Source organism: Geothrix sp. PMB-07, from assembly GCF_030758935.1.
Taxonomy (GTDB): Bacteria; Acidobacteriota; Holophagae; order Holophagales; family Holophagaceae; genus Geothrix.
This window is the reverse complement of record NZ_CP132333.1, coordinates 1,875,629-1,890,862: the sequence shown is the minus strand read 5'-3', so window position 1 is coordinate 1,890,862 and position 15,234 is coordinate 1,875,629. Positions and strand designations below refer to the sequence as shown.

Below are 15,234 nucleotides of genomic sequence, written 5' to 3'. Positions count from 1 at the left end.
GCGAAGACAAACGGGATCTTTCGTCCGATCATGGATCCAATGGATCAGCCTGCCTCCGACCCGCAAAGCCCCACCCCAACCCCGGATTCGACTCCCGGGAGAACCGAAGGACCATCGCCCCAGAACGAGCCCAAAGCTGGGCAGGTCCGGGAATTGCTCGACATGATCAAGAATGACCCGTTCCTTCCACCTGTTCACAGCAATCATATTTAACCTCTTTCATTTTTAAATTTAAACCAATGTTTCATCCTGTTTCACTAGACTCAAACGATAGCTCTACGTTCATCTAACTTCCCTATTTTTAAGCGTGCTTCAGCTTCTGGTTCGCTCATGGTTCGCTACGTTTGGGGGGAGTTCCCACTTAATCCCGAATTTGCCAAGGGCGGGTGTTGCCACCCAAAATCGAGCAGCTCGATTGAGGGAACCCTGTTGGTTGGGTCACTCTCAGTACTCCCCAAACTGCTTGCTCCTCTGATGCTTTTTCTCAATCCTCAAAATCCCTGACCAGCACGGATGATTCGGTGTGCCAGCTCTGAATGCCAGCTCTGAGAGGAGACCGGAATGACGGAAAATAGCGGTGCCAAAGGAAACATCTTTGGCCGGGTCATGGCCCCACGAATCGCTGCCGCCCTGGGAGCCCAGATGGCCGGTAAGAGAACAAACGAAGCCACCCTGAATGGCCAATCAATCACCATCAAATGCGCCAAATACGGCAGCACCAGCGTAGGAGCTACTCCAAACGTCCTGGCCCGCGTTACGGCAGTGTACGGGGCCTTCCAGAAAAAGGATGGAACGTTTGAGATCCTGTCCTTGTCCGCGGGCCAGTATAAAAACTTCATGTACCCTTCCCGCTCAACCGGAGCGGTCAATGGCTCTACCCAGATGGTCTCTCGGTCGGATTTTCGTTCGGCAGGAACCATCATCCATCCGGGTCTCTCAGTATCCCTTGAGCTGCCGCCTCCCCCGCCGCTTTCGCAGATGGAACTCCTACTTAAGGAGATTCAAGGCCAAGTTGGCTCCCATCCTATCGGACGCCTCCACGAGATCCGCCAGGCTCTGAAAAAACTCAAAAAACTACCAGCCAAAACCACCTTTGCCTCCATGTTCACGAAGGAAGGCTGGGCCTACCATTGGGGCGGCCGATCAGAATTGCAGTTCAATCTGGGCTTCGAAGACATCGAGGGCAAAGCGGAGCTGCGGCATGGCGTTGCCTTTTCATTCGAACCCAGTGATTCCTATCCCGACCTCGTCACCCTGCTGGCCCCCAAAGTCCGCCTTTTCAACGAATTCATGACCATTCAACCTGAGTCCTGGTCCGACTTTCGCATGTGGCACTTTCAAGCAGGCCATCGTTCCGCGGACTACCCTGTGGGCCCCATTCCACCGGAACTAGCACGCCCAGATGTCTTCGTATTTCTGGGTAGGCGCCAAGATTTGTCCGACCTGAATTACGAGAATCTCTTGGCAGATTTGGACCGCCTCCTTCCTCTTTATCAGTTTGTAGAGGGAGGCGGACACCTGGATCGAGATCCACTTTCAGGTGACCAAGGATTTTCGTTCCGGCCTGGTTGCCCCTCGAAGCCAGGGTACGCCACCGCGACCCCCGTGGAACGCATCATCAATTTAGATTTGCGCCACAACCGCCTCCAGGAGCAGCTCCACGCAGCCCTAGTCAGGGAACACGGCGCTAAAAACGTCGGTACGGAAGTACGCAGTGGGGTTGGTAACCATGTGGACGTGATGGTCCAAACGTCCGAGGGCTACTGGTTCTATGAGATCAAGACGGAGACCACCGCCAGGGCTTGCCTCCGGCAGGCCCTGGGCCAAATTCTCGAATATGCCTATTGGCCCGGAAATCAGACTGCCTGCCGCCTGATCATCGCCGGGGAGCCGCCCCTGGATGCAGCCGGAACGACCTATCTGGATAAATTACGGACGGACTTCCAGTTGCCCTTGGACTACCTCCAGCTTCCAACCCTTGAGTGAAGGGGCCGGACCGCAAGCCTATGGAAGACAGACTGCCGGGATCACGGATTACCGAAGGTGCTAACGACCATCCAAGCTCGACTCAGCAAGTTTTTTATCCAGAATAATCTTGGCATCATTAATTATCCGTTCGGCTTCGACCCCGTTCATTCCACGAAAGTCCGTAAAATATTGAATTTTTAGGCGCATCAGCTCCGGGCTAGACAATTTAAGCTCATCTGCCAACAAGAAAATACCTTCAATTTCCTTTGCCTTACTAGCTTTAACCATGGATTGGCCAAGAATAGGAAGAACAACCGCGGTGAGAACCATAAGGCTAGCCAAGTACCTACTCAATTTTCGAAAGTCATTTTCATCTTTATCAATAACTTGTATCGATGCAACAACGGCCGCCATACTGAAAAGCAGAAATGCCAACAGAATGCTCAATCCGGTGATGGTAAAAAAGGAACTCCCATTCTTTGTCGTATAGTAATTTGGCGAAAATCCACGATAGCTATAAGCGCCAATCAATTTAAATGCCAGATAACAAAATAGCCAATAGATGAGCATTCCCAGGGGAAATCGCATCCAAAATGCTCTACGCCTGGCATGAAAAGACAGCTGCTGGGTCATTGTCCCTCCTCAAACCAAGATTATTTTATCCCACAAACCAAATATTTACAGATTTTGCCGTAAACATGAAATCTGGATCTCGAATCTGCACTAATTGAATCCGCCAGGGGCGGATGAGGCTTGAAGAGACCCATAATCCTCTCGTCACCAACAGGGATGCCTTACAGCCAAGAGGGGGTGCCGCATTGCCAATAGGGGGCATTCCATTGCCAATACCCCCATTCCCGTTGCCAGAATAGGCCAGCCTCTTAACCAGAGAATTCCGCTTTGGTCGACATTTCCTCAAATCTGTAGACCATTTCGAAGTTAGAAAATTCGATTTTCACTATTGACAAGTTTGCCACTATTGCCTATTTTTACAGTTGTGTCAAAGGAGGCTATTGTGGCACTTGTGGCAGTTGCTAACGTTAAGGGTGGCCAGGGCAAGAGCACTTGGTCAGCCATCCTCAAGAGTCATCTCAACGGCTCAGGACGGCTCCTGGATTTGGATCCTCAGCAAGGGGATGCCCACACTTGGGCGGAAGCGGCGAGAGTGGATTCAAAGCTCATTTGGCCCGAGACCCTTTTCGAGGACCTCGAAGCCGCAGCGAATGACAACCTTTGGTGGCATGTTGCCGATTGCCCCCCCAATGAAGGCGAGGCGACCCGAGCAGCCTTAGCCCTAGCTGCCATTGTCTTTGTACCTCTCATTCCTGGGGGTGCCCAGGATGCACAGGCCTGGGGCCGCATGTCCGATCTTCTGGACGAAGCATGGAAGGTCAATCCAGACATGGAGGCAGTCGTGCTCCTCAATTCGGTCCGCCCTACAGCCTTGAGCAGAGACTTCCAGGACCTTCTGCAATCCTGGCACTCCCCCGAAGACGGCCGGAATTTCATCGGATCCGTGCCCATGCATGTCGCCATCGCTGAGACCATCGCCAAAGGAAAGGCTCCAACCGACCCAGCTGTTCGGAAGGCCTTGAAGGGATTTGACAAAGTTGTCAAAATTGCCTCTTCTGTCACTTTAGCAAAAACCTTCATCAGCAATCGAGTTCAGGCCAAAGCAGGAGCGGCGAATGAGTGAGAAGAAACCACGCATGGATGTTCGCGCCTTTGCGAAAAAAGGAGCCTCCCACCGCTCGGAAGAACACATGGGCCGCCAACCGGGATTTCAAGAACCAGAGGCTATTGCCCCATCTGGCCCCAAATCCCAAGTCGATAGCGCCACAGTCCGCCGCGGTGGACGCAAGCGCGCATTCGAAGAAACGGTGAAGGTTTCGCTATTCCTTCCCCCTGATGTCGCCGGAGACCTCAAAGCCTTGGCTGCCCAACGCCGCCTGACACCTTCTCAGCTCGTCGCCGAATGGACCCAAAAGAACAAGTAGGGACTTCAATGAGTGTCGAAATCACCGAACATGAAATCCGCGCCCAAGCCGCCGTAGATGAACATCGGGCCCGCCGTCATCTCTTCTCTCACCTGGCAAATGCGGCCCACCAGATTAGATACGAAATCGAAGACGGTGATTCTTTCGTCTATGATTTCTGCCACTTGGTGCGTCCCCAGCTCCACCGGATCGGGATCAGGACTGGTAAGGCGTGGAACAACCAAGTCCTCTTGGCCCTTGCCCGAGCTGGAGGTCACCTCCACTTTACGATGGGCCCCGAGCCTGATCCTGCACGCCTCACCAAGAGCCTTATCAAGGCTGTATGCGAGGAGTGCTGGCGACGAGGGGATTTGTGGCTTGAAGGGGAGATGGAGCTTGAACGGAGGAAGGCCCTGAAGGGCGTCCATGGCTTCGTATGGACACTTCGCGATCGAGGGTTCCTCGCCATGCCCCCGGAGCTCAGAATCGGCGACGCTCTACCGCTGTTCCCCTAAGTTTCTCTCAGCTTTCGTCAACAAATATAATGAGCGCCGAAAGGCGCTCATTTCATGTCTGCTACTGAAATTCAATTCCCCATTGGAACGATAATATGAAGAATATTGATATCATTAGCCGCACGGATCTGAGTGTGTTTACTCTTTTTAAAATCTAGCGCATCTACGAGTTCGCTTGACTCGACATTCTCCATTGCAGCACTTGGCCCATATCGTTCACATATTTTGCTATTTAGATACTCAGTAATGTCGCCTAAGGGTGGGTTCATCACATACCCGACCATCATTCCCCACTTATGGCCGCATGAATATTGACAGGTAACAAATCGAGCTAATCCCTTATCAACATAATTAATATTCAACCCGGAATCACCGCGCAAAAGTCTTTTACATTCAATGCCCAAATAGGCATTTTCATCCCCAAATTGCTGAAGGAATCGAACGACGATATCAATTCGTCCCTCTACTTCTGGATCGTCAATAGCCTCGTTAAGGACCTCATCTTCTCCGTGAATTTCTATATTATTCAAACCAATATCTCGCTTGACCTTTCGCAATGCCTTTCGCATTCGGATATTAATGGGAACTTCATAGTCGCCAGGGGGCACACTCGGTCGGACTACTCTTGCTGCATCCACAATCAATTTGGCAACTGTGAATATTTCATCCTCTCCGAGATCTAGAGATGGTTGACCATAAGGAAAATCTGCAGAAGTCAGCATGACTTTCCCTTAACCCAATGATCTGCCAAAATCATGTCAGCATCGTTTAGGGCATAAACATCTGTCCAGTAACGAATCTCAGCAGGCTTAAGGATAAACAACGCAGGCCCAGCGTAGATTCGAACATGTTTTCTTTCATTTAAGTATGGTGGGACGTTCGGATTTTCTGCCCCAGAAAGTAACCTTCGAACCAAGTCGTTTCCAGAGATAGCGCTTATCCCAATCAGCTCGTGGTCCCCTGGAGAACCAGCCTCCATCGAGAATGAAACGACAGACATGGGGGATTCTGACCTGGAAAAACTTGGCCGAGGCGGTGGGTGAGGATAGATAACCGCTTCGAGATGTCGTTTCCCACGGGCCTTAAGATATCTATTAACGGTTGTTACGACTGTCTCGGCATATGACTTTAGCAGATCTTGCGAGGGAAGCTCTGTATACTTTAGACGCTGACTTCGTCCATCAAAAATGAGCATCCCTGCGCGTGAAACGCTATCTTGAACAACAATTCTCTCATCCAAATTCAAATCAAATAAATTCGAAACAGCCTCATCTAGTTTAACCAACAACGACCGATTCGAAGGATCTCGCGAGATCATCTCTTCAATTGATAAAACCTCGTCAATCTGAGAATCACTTAGATCCATGAGCCTCGGGATTCGAAGTGCTAGCAAATCCTTAGGTTCGACTGTAGGTCGTTCCAATCCCCAAACACCACCTCCAAAGGCAAATTGAAAAGCGGTTACACTCGAATTCATAATCGCATTTAGCACACGGGCAAATCTCTGATCCTTTCCGGCGAACGAAATACCATAAAAGCTTTCAGAATATACGACCCCACGGGCATAATACGTGGACGAATACCTACCAGGTTCAAGCGCGGAGGAGAAGCAAGCCTTGGGGCAAATTAAAAGTGGTCCTTTATAAATTCCCTCGTCCCGGGTCCTATGTAGGAATTCGTACTCAAAATCTGGCAATGCCCTTCTATTTATCCGCAAGGGGACAAACTCATCGGGCATGAGCATGGGAAGCTTATAGAACAAGTCTGGAGGGGAATTCTCATCCCCTACAACCTGAAATCCCTGCCCTCGATTGAAACTTGGACGAATTTCAAGGTCGTTCAGAACAGATTCAAGGGTCGGGAATTCACATTCAAGCCTCTCAATTAACCAGCTATCTCGCACCGTTCCAAAGGTTGCAGCCTTCAGCATGGCTGGGTTTTTGGCCACCCGATCGAGAGAAATACTTCGGAGATCTCCAGGTCCAACCTGGAAGATGCCGGTTCGCCTGAAATCTGGAGACCAAGGAATAGAACCAACAAGCAATTTTTCCCGGTTCGGAATCAATTTGCAGCGCGAGAAGAAAAGAAGAGCGGGTCCGTCAGCATCTGGAAACAATTTTTCTTTACGCAACTGAGACAAATTCACTAACGCGACAGGTGCCAAATTCTGGAGCAACTCCATTCTTGAGGCTACGGCATGCTCATCCTTGGAGAAGAACGGAGAGGCTTTCATCACCATCCCGATCCGCCCATTTTCGCAAGCAAACCGCGAGGCAACCTTCAAGAAGCCATGATCAGGGCTTCTGCGTGGCCGCCTTTCACTGTTGGACCGGGTTCGCAATCCCTCACGTCGAACGAAAGTCCAGGGAGGATTTCCCACAACTGCGTCAAATTCTATTTGATTAATCTGCTCTGGCAATACTTCGCTTAATGTATCCGCCTCGTGGAGCGTGGAACCAATAAGGCGATGAAATTTTAAGTCTGTAATTTCTAATACAGGGTCTTCATCAAGCTCCATTGCAGCCAAATAAAGACTAAACGCCGCGATGCCCAGTGCAGATTTATTTATATCAATGCCAAACAACTGTTCATAAAGAATTTTACGAATCAATGATCTAGATGGTCTTCCATTAGGGGCCCCCTTCCAAACGAGCCTACGAAAGGCCTCAACGAGAAAAGCCCCAGAACCACAGGTTGGATCGATTACTCTCGCAGTGGAAGCAAGGCCCTCAAAAACCGGATCAAGGGTGAGATGCACCAACTCCACCGGGGTGTAATGTAACCCTTGGCTAGCAGCTTCGACCTCACTACTTGACCTTGCAAATTGCTGATATATCGAACTAATCAGGTCAACCGGTATCGCATTAAATTGAAAGCGGAAAAGCCTTCTCTTACCGCAGTTCTTCGGGATGAGGCTTTGCCCTTCCACAAAGTCCCGAAGCAAAATCAAATGAGCCTGCCCAAGCCTCTCCTGCTCTGCCCCAGGATCATCCATTGGGAAGAGATCACCGTTAAAGGTTTCACGCAGCCATCGGAATAAAGCAAAAGCACTTTCTACAGTCTCGAAAGACTCAGAAATATTAGAAGAAATATTTGTTGGTAAAAATGGCTGAGCAATTTGTCGATCGAGCAGGTATGAGAAGAAAATACATCTGCCAATCAATCGCTGCGCAAATTCTCGCGAGACGTGCTTTTCTCTTGCAATATTCTCGTGCGGAGTTCCGTTCGCAGGAGCCAATGCTGTTAGACGCTCTTCCAAAGCACTAATTTCACCAAGTAGCTCTTGATCGACACGATACTGCCGGTCAATTTTCTTTCCAATTTCGCTCGACCAGAAGGCACCTGTTTCAGTAGCAATCCTTCCACACGCTGCATTTAATCGTTGGAGATCAGACTCCTCTTTCAACAAAAATCTATCAACAGCGGAGGAGGCGTGGCCGTCTCCGTCAGTGCTTGAAGGAGTGGCAAAACAATTGTGAAGTCGGATTTCAGTCGGGGTAATAATCCACAAAAGTGGGGCTAACCCAATATTCCAAGCAATTTCATGCCATCGAGTTATTTCTTCTATTGACGGTTCACTCCACCCTGCATCTTTGAAGATGGCTATCGGTGTGCCTTGCGCAGTAAATATGGCATCTGCACACAAACCAATTTGCTTGTTTGCAAAAATAGGTCGCACCCGCAGAGTTGAGTGCCCGCCTTGAGTTTCCAGGCCGGGGACAGGCGTCCCATCCTCTGAGAGGTAGCCGCTCGCCTGGAGGGCCCTCCGAAAGGGGACACTGTTCACGATCGCCGCCCTCCTCTAAGTCCTGCTTGGCCAATAAAGAGTGTACCCGAAGCACGCGATGGTGTCACAGACGCCTCCAACTTCTTGGCAAGAGCTGATGTTGGCCGAGGTGCATTTGAGCTTTTGAGCATTTGAGCTAAGCAAGCACATAGATAATTCTATCAGTATAGCGAATTTTTGACGAATCGCCATCTTTCCGTGAACCAGAAATCAGAAGTCGCAGCCACTCCATTAGGCCGAGTAGGGAAAACGCCACGATCCCAGCGCTCATTTTTTCACCTGGGGCGCCGATTCAACACGCCCGGCCCTCCGTGGATAGGCCTCGGACTCGCTCCACTCCCACGGCGGCCCTACGCGCTTCCGCGCGCAGGGAACCCTACCGCCCTCGTCACTCCGTCTCGCCGCCTCCGGCGGTCCCTTCGCACAAGGGCTGTCCTCCCCCTACCCGCTTCGCGGTCCGGGCTCCGGGATCCCTTGTGCTGCGGTCTCCTGCGACCAGGATGGGGACGCAGGCCGGGGGTGATGCCCCCGGCCTCGCTCGCGAGGTCGGGCCAGGCTCACAGCTCGTAGATCCTTGCTAGAACGGACCAATCCGAGTTCCAGATCCACTCGGTCCCCAACCAAGGTCTTCATCTATCTCCCAGCCAGTGTCTCGATCAAACTCCCAATCTCCGCAGTAAATTCTCGTTTCCGTGACAGCCGTTACCTTCAGCCTCATTGGACAAGCAGTCGTGCCAATGAGGCGCTGAACCACGTCTCCAGGCTGTAGTGCCTGAAGCCAAACCTTCTCATCTCGAATAAAGCGAGCTCCCACAAGGGCCTCCTACGGTCAAAAATTCAGTTATGCCAGTATTGACACTTTTGCCACTTTTGCCTATATTGTTAATCGAGGCCCAAGAACCGCAGGCGAAGGGAGGGTGCCTCCAGAAATGTTCAAACCCCAAACCTGTTCTCCCACGAAGTTGAACACCTCAATCAGGTGCATCGAATCCACAGAAACTGCGGATTGACACTTTTGCCACTTTTGACATAGGAGGCCATCATGCGCCATTCCCTCATCGCTCTCTTCCTCGCCGCCAGTTGGGTGCTGGCTGCGGCTGAACGTCCAAACCCCGGGAAGCCCGCGCAGCTCTCGCCTGCAGCCAAAGCCCACCTGGCCCAAATAGAGAAGAATCTCAAGCTCTTCAGCGTCTCCATGGAGTCCTCTCAGGAGATCTCCAACGACACCTCCAATGATTCTGAACTCCTGGAGGCGGAAAGCGTTCTCATTGGTGGCCGCGCCAAAATCGACATCCCCGAGAAGGCCCTGGATGCCTGGATGAAGGAAGACAAGGTTCTTGAAGCCTTGGACCATCTCGGTCTGGTCCCGATGACCTGGGAGGAGCTCCAGTTCGCTCAATTCAAGTTCCGGAGCTTCCCCAGCAACCCCAGCCTCGGTCAGTTCGGCCTTCGTCCCGCGCTCCTCTTTCGCCCCAAGTCCTCGGAGGCATTGAAGAGCCTCATGAAGCAGGTGGAACTTCGGAGCATCGGGGGAGCCAAGAACAGCGCCATTGTCCGGATGCTCGTCGTTTCCCTCAAGCCTTCCGAACCGCGCACCCAGAACGGTTTGACCACATTCACTCTTCAGCTGAACCTGCATCCTTACGGCATCTTCATGAGTCAAAGCACCACCTTCATCGGAACCATTCCCTCGGACAAGCGCGACTCCAAGGGCCTAATCAATTCCATCTTGATCGCGCTCAAAGAACGCCCCCGGGCCTGACGGCCCTGTCCTCGGCCCCCAGGGGCCTGCGGGGATTTCCCGCATGAAGGCCAAAGCTACCTGGCAGAAGAACGGATGCAGAACTAAACTGAGATATCCGGACGGAGGATAGGGCAACGCAGGGATGCGACCCGAGCGCCGATCCGGGGCCGAAGCTGACACACGCTTCGAGGGGCCGGGGAAACCCGGCCCCTTCTCGTTGAGCCTTCACAAGCCAGCGCTCAGGGTGACATTCAACGGCCCTGGATCCTCCGGCGGGTCGCACGGCGTAAAACAAAGCCCAGGGAATGAGTTCACGACGCCTCGATCATCGAGAACGAGGAGAATCGGATCGCCGGGTTTGCGCAGCATCCCGCGATTAAGGACCTGATACCTCTTGCTACTCGACAGCTGACCTCGATGCCCCTTCGTAGAAACGCAAACGACCCAATCGGGTTGGGCGATCTTGGCGAACGCCACGCAGCCCGGACAAACCCAATCACGGCCGACTCTGACAGCGCTTTCGGAAAGCTGCTCATAGCAGTAGGTGCAGATGCAGGGGTGCATGCAGCGTGAAACCATAACTATTCTCGGGGTTGATGGACATTGCGAGGATGAGGGCTGGTGTGCCGGACTGATTGCCAAAAGCCCCAGCGCACGACACACCCGACAAGAGCGGCGACCACGATCCAGAGCAATCTGCGGGCCACGTAGGTCATGGCCCACTCCCGACCGCAGCCAGCGCCTGAACTTCCTTCATCACGGCCGAGGCGCGTTCCGCCCGCTCGCCAGCGTCCATACACCACCAGGAAAGCGTCAGGGCTGCAATCTCTTCCAACCGGGCTTTAGCTTCGCAAGTTCGTGAAGAAGAGGCCTCCAAACGAGATGGTACCTGCACCTGGCGCTCAGCTTCGAGCCTCCTCATGATGTCCGACATCAGAAATGGCGTCATCGCACCATCCTCCAAGTGAGAAGGCATGCGCGGTTGACCGGTATCCGCCCACAGCCACCGAATCTCGCCGGGCCGTTGAACCGCCACCATTGCGTCTTCGGGATTCCGATAGGTCTTCAGGGCCTCTGCCGCCAGGAGCCTCCCATGGCGATCGATCCAACCCTCTGATGCCTCTTCTTTCATCCTTCTTCCCCTTTCCTCATCAGCTTTGGCCTCCATGCGTTAAATCCCGGGGGAGGCGCCGCCAGGCGCCGGGGGCAGCGCCCCCCCACAGGCTGGACACAGGCGCCGTGCGCCAGGAAGGGCCCAAGAAGGCCTCGTGGGCTCGGCTCCCCACCAAGTCCACGACAGAACCATTCCCAGCCCCTGGTAGACGTCTTGGATGATCGGAAGCCAGCCTTTCACACCAAAAGCCCGGACCACGGCCAGGTCATCCGGCAGCGGTCCAAAGGCATCGTCCCCGTGACTCTCAAGTGCCTCGATGGCGGCAGAGCAGCTCCCGTGCCGCATCAGAACCAGCTTGAGCAGCTTTTGGCTGGGGTTCCTTATCCATGCTCGATTTGCAGGCATCCCACCCCCCTATGGATTGAAGCTTCCGTTGAGGACACCTTGCGCAACCTGGCCTGCTGACTTGCAGAGCTCGACGATGAAATCGACCATCATCCCCACAGCAAAGGCGGCCAGACCCGCTCCACAACTGATCTTGAAGAGCTCCATGGATCCGTTCTTCCCCAGGAATCCGGCCTTCACGAGAAGTGAATTGCAGGTGGCCACCAGGCCGTACGAAGAATGGGCGACCGTCATACCCACCGTTCCCATCACGAAGTGAATGCCAAAGCAGGTGAGGATCACGCTCATGAGGAAGCGGAAGAAGGTGAAGCCAAACTGCTCGGTCTTCCGGAACATCAGCAAGAGCACGAAGAAACTGCTGAATATCACCGCGATACTTAGCCCGAGATTGACCATGATCGACACCTTCGCGCCGAACTGGAGAAGGCCGAAGGCCGCCTTCAACGTCGCCAGGCTGCCAGCGCCAATCCCAAGCACGGCAGGGGCAATGCTGAGATAGAATCCAGCGCTCCCAACGAACTCTGCCAAGAGCTTTGTCGCACCCCAGACCCCGATCTTGTCTTCCTTTGTCCGTTCCTTTTCTACCTCCATCAGGGCCCTAGCAATGTCTTCCCCCCGGGCGATGACGTTCCCGTTTCGCTCGTCCACCACGGCCTGGATGGCGTTCGGATCAAGGTTCCCGAGGACGGCGACGGTTTGCCCGTCCTTGGTCTGCAGGGTGCCGCTCGCTCCATAGAAGGTCCCACCATCCAACCCTGAGCCTCCGTGCACCTCGTTGTAGTTGCTGACCAACTTCTCGATGGCACGCTTAAAGGTCTCGGCGTTGTAAACGGTGGCTTGCTTCTTCTTTGCCCACACGTTGTACTGATTGAGCAGCTGGTCCACCTGCCCTTCGATCTGGTCCTGAGCCTTCCTAGCCTCATCAAGGCGTGCTTGAGCAGCTTGTCTAGCCCGGGGATTCTGGGCCTGGTCCAGTTCTTGGGTGAATTTTTCCGTCTTCGCAGCGGCCTCCAGCCTGGCGGCCCGAACCTTTGCCGCCTTTTCTGCGTCCACCCCGGCATCCTTCAGGGCGCCTGGGTCCATTCCGGTGGGGTCTGTATCGGGATGAATGCTCATCCGATCCAACCGCGAGAGCTTGGCTAGAAGCGAATCTCCCACCCCGGCGACTTGAACAGCCACTGCCTGAGACGACCCCCAGACGCTGAAATTGTCGGCGATTGATTTTGCGACCAGGGGCAACGCCGGAGCCCCGACGATCAATGGAATGAAGAAAAGACGGGCACCAAAATAGAGGCATGCATCTTTGAAGCTGTTGATCCTTTCGTCTGCGGAGGTGACTTTGTTGTGCTTCAGGATTTGGATGTAAAACGAACAGCTGACGATCACCACGCTCAGGATTGTGAACATGAACGACATGGCTGTCAGAGACGCAGAATTGTAGACCCAGCCCTTCCCAGCTAGACCAGAGAAGATGTCGCTGACGGTGGCAATGATTTGTGTAATTGGTCCAGGTCCCATGCCTCACCCCCGAATCTTGAACATGCTGTTGAGAAAGGCCCGATACTCCTGGTCGGCCTTCTTCCTGGCGTCTGTGTCGTCGGGCATCATGATGTCGGCGACGTTCGAGCTTCCGAACGCCCTCTTCATGGCCTGGAAATAGGTCCCAAGAACCCGTGTCACCAGGTAAACGGGAAGCCCCCCACGAGTGAGATGGCTGTTCCCGTTCTTGTCCTCCGTCCAGACGAACGTGTTCAGGTATTTGTCGACGACGGAGTCCAGCTTGTCGATCGCCCCGCGGGAAATGGTCATGGCGTCCCGTTGCTCATCGGCATCAATTTTGGCGATGGCCTGGGTCATGTTGTTCTGGATCCCGCGGATCTGCGCAAGGCTCCCACTGAGGTTCATCCCGTCAGCATCGAGATAGTGATTCAGGAGGTTCTTCCCCAGATCCTCCTGCAGGGCGTCGAAGGCCTTGCCAGCGCCTTCAATTCCCTTCAGATAGGTGATCCTGGCAATTGCGCCGTCCATGTCCGCCCTGGCCTTATTCACGGCCGTGTCCCGGGCATCCCGCATCGCCTGGTACTGCTTCCACGCCTGGTCATTCATTTGGATTGACTGGAGCTCTTCGAAGTCCCCACCCTTCTTGAACTCCATGCCGTATCTGGTAAGCAGGTCCTGGCGCTGTTTCTGGAAATTCTGCTCAGCCGAGCTCATGGCCGCCTGGGCGGACTCCAGGATCTTCAGGGCCTCCATTGCTGACTGCGTGCCGCTGTGCCCAGCCTTCAGGGCGTTGAATGCCAGCATCAGCTGGTCCAACTGGGTCCGCTTCTTCTGCGTGATTCCTTCCAGGAAGATCCGTCGCCGATTCACGTCGCGCTCGAAGCTCTGCTGCTTTGCTTGCCAGAACTCGGCCATGGGGTTTCCCGGAGGTGGTTCGAGCTTGAGCTGGTCGTACGTCATCTGCCTGTCCTGCAGCTGGCGCTCCGCTTCGCGCCGCAGTTCCTTCCGGCACAGCAGAACGCTTCCCTCGTAGTCCTGCAGCATGGCCTGGGCATCGTGATCCAGAAGGGCCTGGGCTGCCCGTTCCTGTTGGAAGGTGTACTTCCAGTTCTGAACCTCGCTCAGGAGGCCGTTATAGAAGGTGGTGATCTTGCCAAGGCGCTCGGCAGGGCCGAGGGCTCTGTAGGCCTCTGCCAGGGGGTGGCCAGTCCCATCCACAAACTGCGTCATCTCGGCGGCGTCGAAATCGATGTTCGAGAGCTGGTTCGCGATCTGGGACAGGTCGATCTTCAAGTTCGGTTTGAATTTCGCCCAATCCTGGAAGGTCGAGGCCACCCCGCCCTGCTTAGAGGTGAACCGCAGGGCAAGACTCCTCTGAACCTTGCCCTCCTGCTCCTGCCCGTTTCCGTCGGTGTAGCGGAAGGTCTGAGGAACCTGCTCGCTGTCACCGTAAAGAAATCCGTCAGGTAGCGGCACGACGGGCAGGATGTCCACGACGTTGATGTTGTTCATCAGGTTGAAATTGGCGATGGCCTCGTATTGGGCCTTCGCGAGCTTGATGGTCCGGTAGACCTGCAGCAGGTCAGTGAGGAACCTGGTGTTGTCCTTCCCCTCCTTCCAGAGCTGGCTGACCTGGTCCTGCTGCCTCTTCAGCTCCGTCAGAAGCTTCTGCGTCTGAATGCTGGCCGCGTCCACAACAGCCATCTGAGAAGGGCTCACGACACCGCTGGCCAGCATGAGAACAACTGTCCCGGCCGCCCGGCGCTTTCCAGAGGTTGAAAGGAGCCCGAAGGGCCACCGAACCACCCTGACCATGGCGCCGACCAGAGGAGCCGAACTGAACCCGAGCCTGCGCTCTGTCGCATCCCACCAGAAGAGAAATTCATCCAGGGCCCTAGACATTGCCGCCAGCCATTTCCGGAACCGGAGCCTGGCCCTTCCTCGAAACCTTCAGCGCACGGGCCTCAGCGCGGATCTTCCTGAGCTCGGGCTTCATCACGTAGCTAATGGCCTGGCGCAGGAGGTCAGCAGGCTCCATCCCATCACGCTGGGACCACCGCTCAACTGCGTTGAAGACATCCAGCGGGAGCTGGAAGCGAACGTCCTTCATTTCTTGCTGCCCCTTCTTGATCGGCTTAAAAGCCATGTGCTCCTCCAGGAAGATGCGTCAAGAATAGGGCCACAAAGGCTTCTAGTCAATTTAACTAGCATTTTATTCATCTTGT

The 15,234-nt window shown here is 54.0% G+C and carries 12 protein-coding genes; 4 read left to right on the top strand and 8 right to left on the bottom strand.

All coding sequences use genetic code 11. The features are described from left to right. The first annotated feature begins 561 nt into the window (after positions 1–561). Positions 562–1,986 carry a hypothetical protein gene (locus Q9293_RS08455; RefSeq protein ID WP_306251994.1) on the top strand — a complete coding sequence of 475 codons (1,425 nt, stop codon included), beginning with the start codon at positions 562–564 and terminating at the stop codon, positions 1,984–1,986. Positions 1,987–2,046: 60 nt separating this feature from the next. Here the strand turns inward: Q9293_RS08455 and Q9293_RS08450 are convergent, their stop codons facing one another. Further along, positions 2,047–2,601, bottom strand: a complete 555-nt coding sequence (locus Q9293_RS08450) for a hypothetical protein (RefSeq protein ID WP_306251992.1) — start codon at positions 2,599–2,601, stop codon at positions 2,047–2,049. Between the two features lie 382 nt (positions 2,602–2,983). On the opposite strand from Q9293_RS08450, the gene Q9293_RS08445 reads away from it, so the two are divergent. Beyond that, a complete protein-coding gene (locus Q9293_RS08445) occupies positions 2,984–3,664 on the top strand; it encodes a hypothetical protein (RefSeq protein WP_306251989.1) in 681 nt (226 codons plus the stop codon). Next, a complete protein-coding gene (locus tag Q9293_RS08440) occupies positions 3,657–3,965 on the top strand; it encodes a hypothetical protein (protein WP_306251987.1) in 309 nt (102 codons plus the stop codon). Before Q9293_RS08445 ends, Q9293_RS08440 begins: the two co-directional genes overlap by 8 nt. Before the next feature lie 5 nt (positions 3,966–3,970). On the opposite strand, the gene Q9293_RS08435 is transcribed toward Q9293_RS08440, so the two are convergent. The 3 genes from Q9293_RS08435 to Q9293_RS08425 all read right to left on the bottom strand — a co-directional run bounded on the left by Q9293_RS08435 (position 3,971) and on the right by Q9293_RS08425 (position 8,246). After that, positions 3,971–4,372 carry a hypothetical protein gene (locus Q9293_RS08435; protein WP_306251985.1) on the bottom strand — a complete coding sequence of 134 codons (402 nt, stop codon included), beginning with the start codon at positions 4,370–4,372 and terminating at the stop codon, positions 3,971–3,973. A gap of 158 nt (positions 4,373–4,530) precedes the next feature. After that, a complete protein-coding gene (locus Q9293_RS08430) occupies positions 4,531–5,181 on the bottom strand; it encodes a hypothetical protein (protein ID WP_306251984.1) in 651 nt (216 codons plus the stop codon). Then, on the bottom strand, positions 5,175–8,246 hold the full coding sequence (locus tag Q9293_RS08425; RefSeq protein WP_306251982.1) for a class I SAM-dependent DNA methyltransferase: 3,072 nt from the start codon (positions 8,244–8,246) through the stop codon (positions 5,175–5,177). The genes Q9293_RS08430 and Q9293_RS08425 overlap by 7 nt, the downstream gene beginning before the upstream one ends. A gap of 1,042 nt (positions 8,247–9,288) precedes the next feature. Between Q9293_RS08425 and Q9293_RS08420 the strand changes: the two genes are divergently transcribed. Next, the gene (locus Q9293_RS08420; RefSeq protein ID WP_306251979.1) at positions 9,289–10,008 is read left to right on the top strand and encodes a hypothetical protein; all 720 of its coding nucleotides are present in this window, start codon (positions 9,289–9,291) and stop codon (positions 10,006–10,008) included. A 694-nt stretch (positions 10,009–10,702) separates the two neighbouring features. Here the strand turns inward: Q9293_RS08420 and Q9293_RS08415 are convergent. The 4 genes from Q9293_RS08415 to Q9293_RS08400 form a co-directional block, all read right to left on the bottom strand. After that, positions 10,703–11,158 carry a hypothetical protein gene (locus tag Q9293_RS08415; protein WP_306251977.1) on the bottom strand — a complete coding sequence of 152 codons (456 nt, stop codon included), beginning with the start codon at positions 11,156–11,158 and terminating at the stop codon, positions 10,703–10,705. A 360-nt stretch (positions 11,159–11,518) separates the two neighbouring features. Next, a complete protein-coding gene (locus Q9293_RS08410; RefSeq protein WP_306251975.1) occupies positions 11,519–13,027 on the bottom strand; it encodes a hypothetical protein in 1,509 nt (502 codons plus the stop codon). A gap of 3 nt (positions 13,028–13,030) precedes the next feature. Further along, positions 13,031–14,521, bottom strand: a complete 1,491-nt coding sequence (locus Q9293_RS08405; protein WP_306251973.1) for a hypothetical protein — start codon at positions 14,519–14,521, stop codon at positions 13,031–13,033. 382 nt (positions 14,522–14,903) lie between these two features. Next, entirely contained in the window at positions 14,904–15,155 is a 252-nt protein-coding gene (locus Q9293_RS08400) for a hypothetical protein (RefSeq protein ID WP_306251971.1), read from the bottom strand. Positions 15,156–15,234: the final 79 nt, after the last annotated feature.

Coding starts and splice junctions, on each gene's coding strand:
- Q9293_RS08455 (WP_306251994.1), top strand. CDS start 562: ATGACGGAAAATAGCGGTGCCAAAGGAAACATCTTTGGCCGGGTCATG.
- Q9293_RS08450 (WP_306251992.1), bottom strand. CDS start 2,601: ATGACCCAGCAGCTGTCTTTTCATGCCAGGCGTAGAGCATTTTGGATG.
- Q9293_RS08440 (WP_306251987.1), top strand. CDS start 3,657: ATGAGTGAGAAGAAACCACGCATGGATGTTCGCGCCTTTGCGAAAAAA.
- Q9293_RS08435 (WP_306251985.1), bottom strand. CDS start 4,372: ATGGACGCCCTTCAGGGCCTTCCTCCGTTCAAGCTCCATCTCCCCTTC.
- Q9293_RS08430 (WP_306251984.1), bottom strand. CDS start 5,181: ATGCTGACTTCTGCAGATTTTCCTTATGGTCAACCATCTCTAGATCTC.
- Q9293_RS08420 (WP_306251979.1), top strand. CDS start 9,289: ATGCGCCATTCCCTCATCGCTCTCTTCCTCGCCGCCAGTTGGGTGCTG.
- Q9293_RS08415 (WP_306251977.1), bottom strand. CDS start 11,158: ATGGAGGCCAAAGCTGATGAGGAAAGGGGAAGAAGGATGAAAGAAGAG.
- Q9293_RS08410 (WP_306251975.1), bottom strand. CDS start 13,027: ATGGGACCTGGACCAATTACACAAATCATTGCCACCGTCAGCGACATC.
- Q9293_RS08405 (WP_306251973.1), bottom strand. CDS start 14,521: ATGAACAACATCAACGTCGTGGACATCCTGCCCGTCGTGCCGCTACCT.
- Q9293_RS08400 (WP_306251971.1), bottom strand. CDS start 15,155: ATGGCTTTTAAGCCGATCAAGAAGGGGCAGCAAGAAATGAAGGACGTT.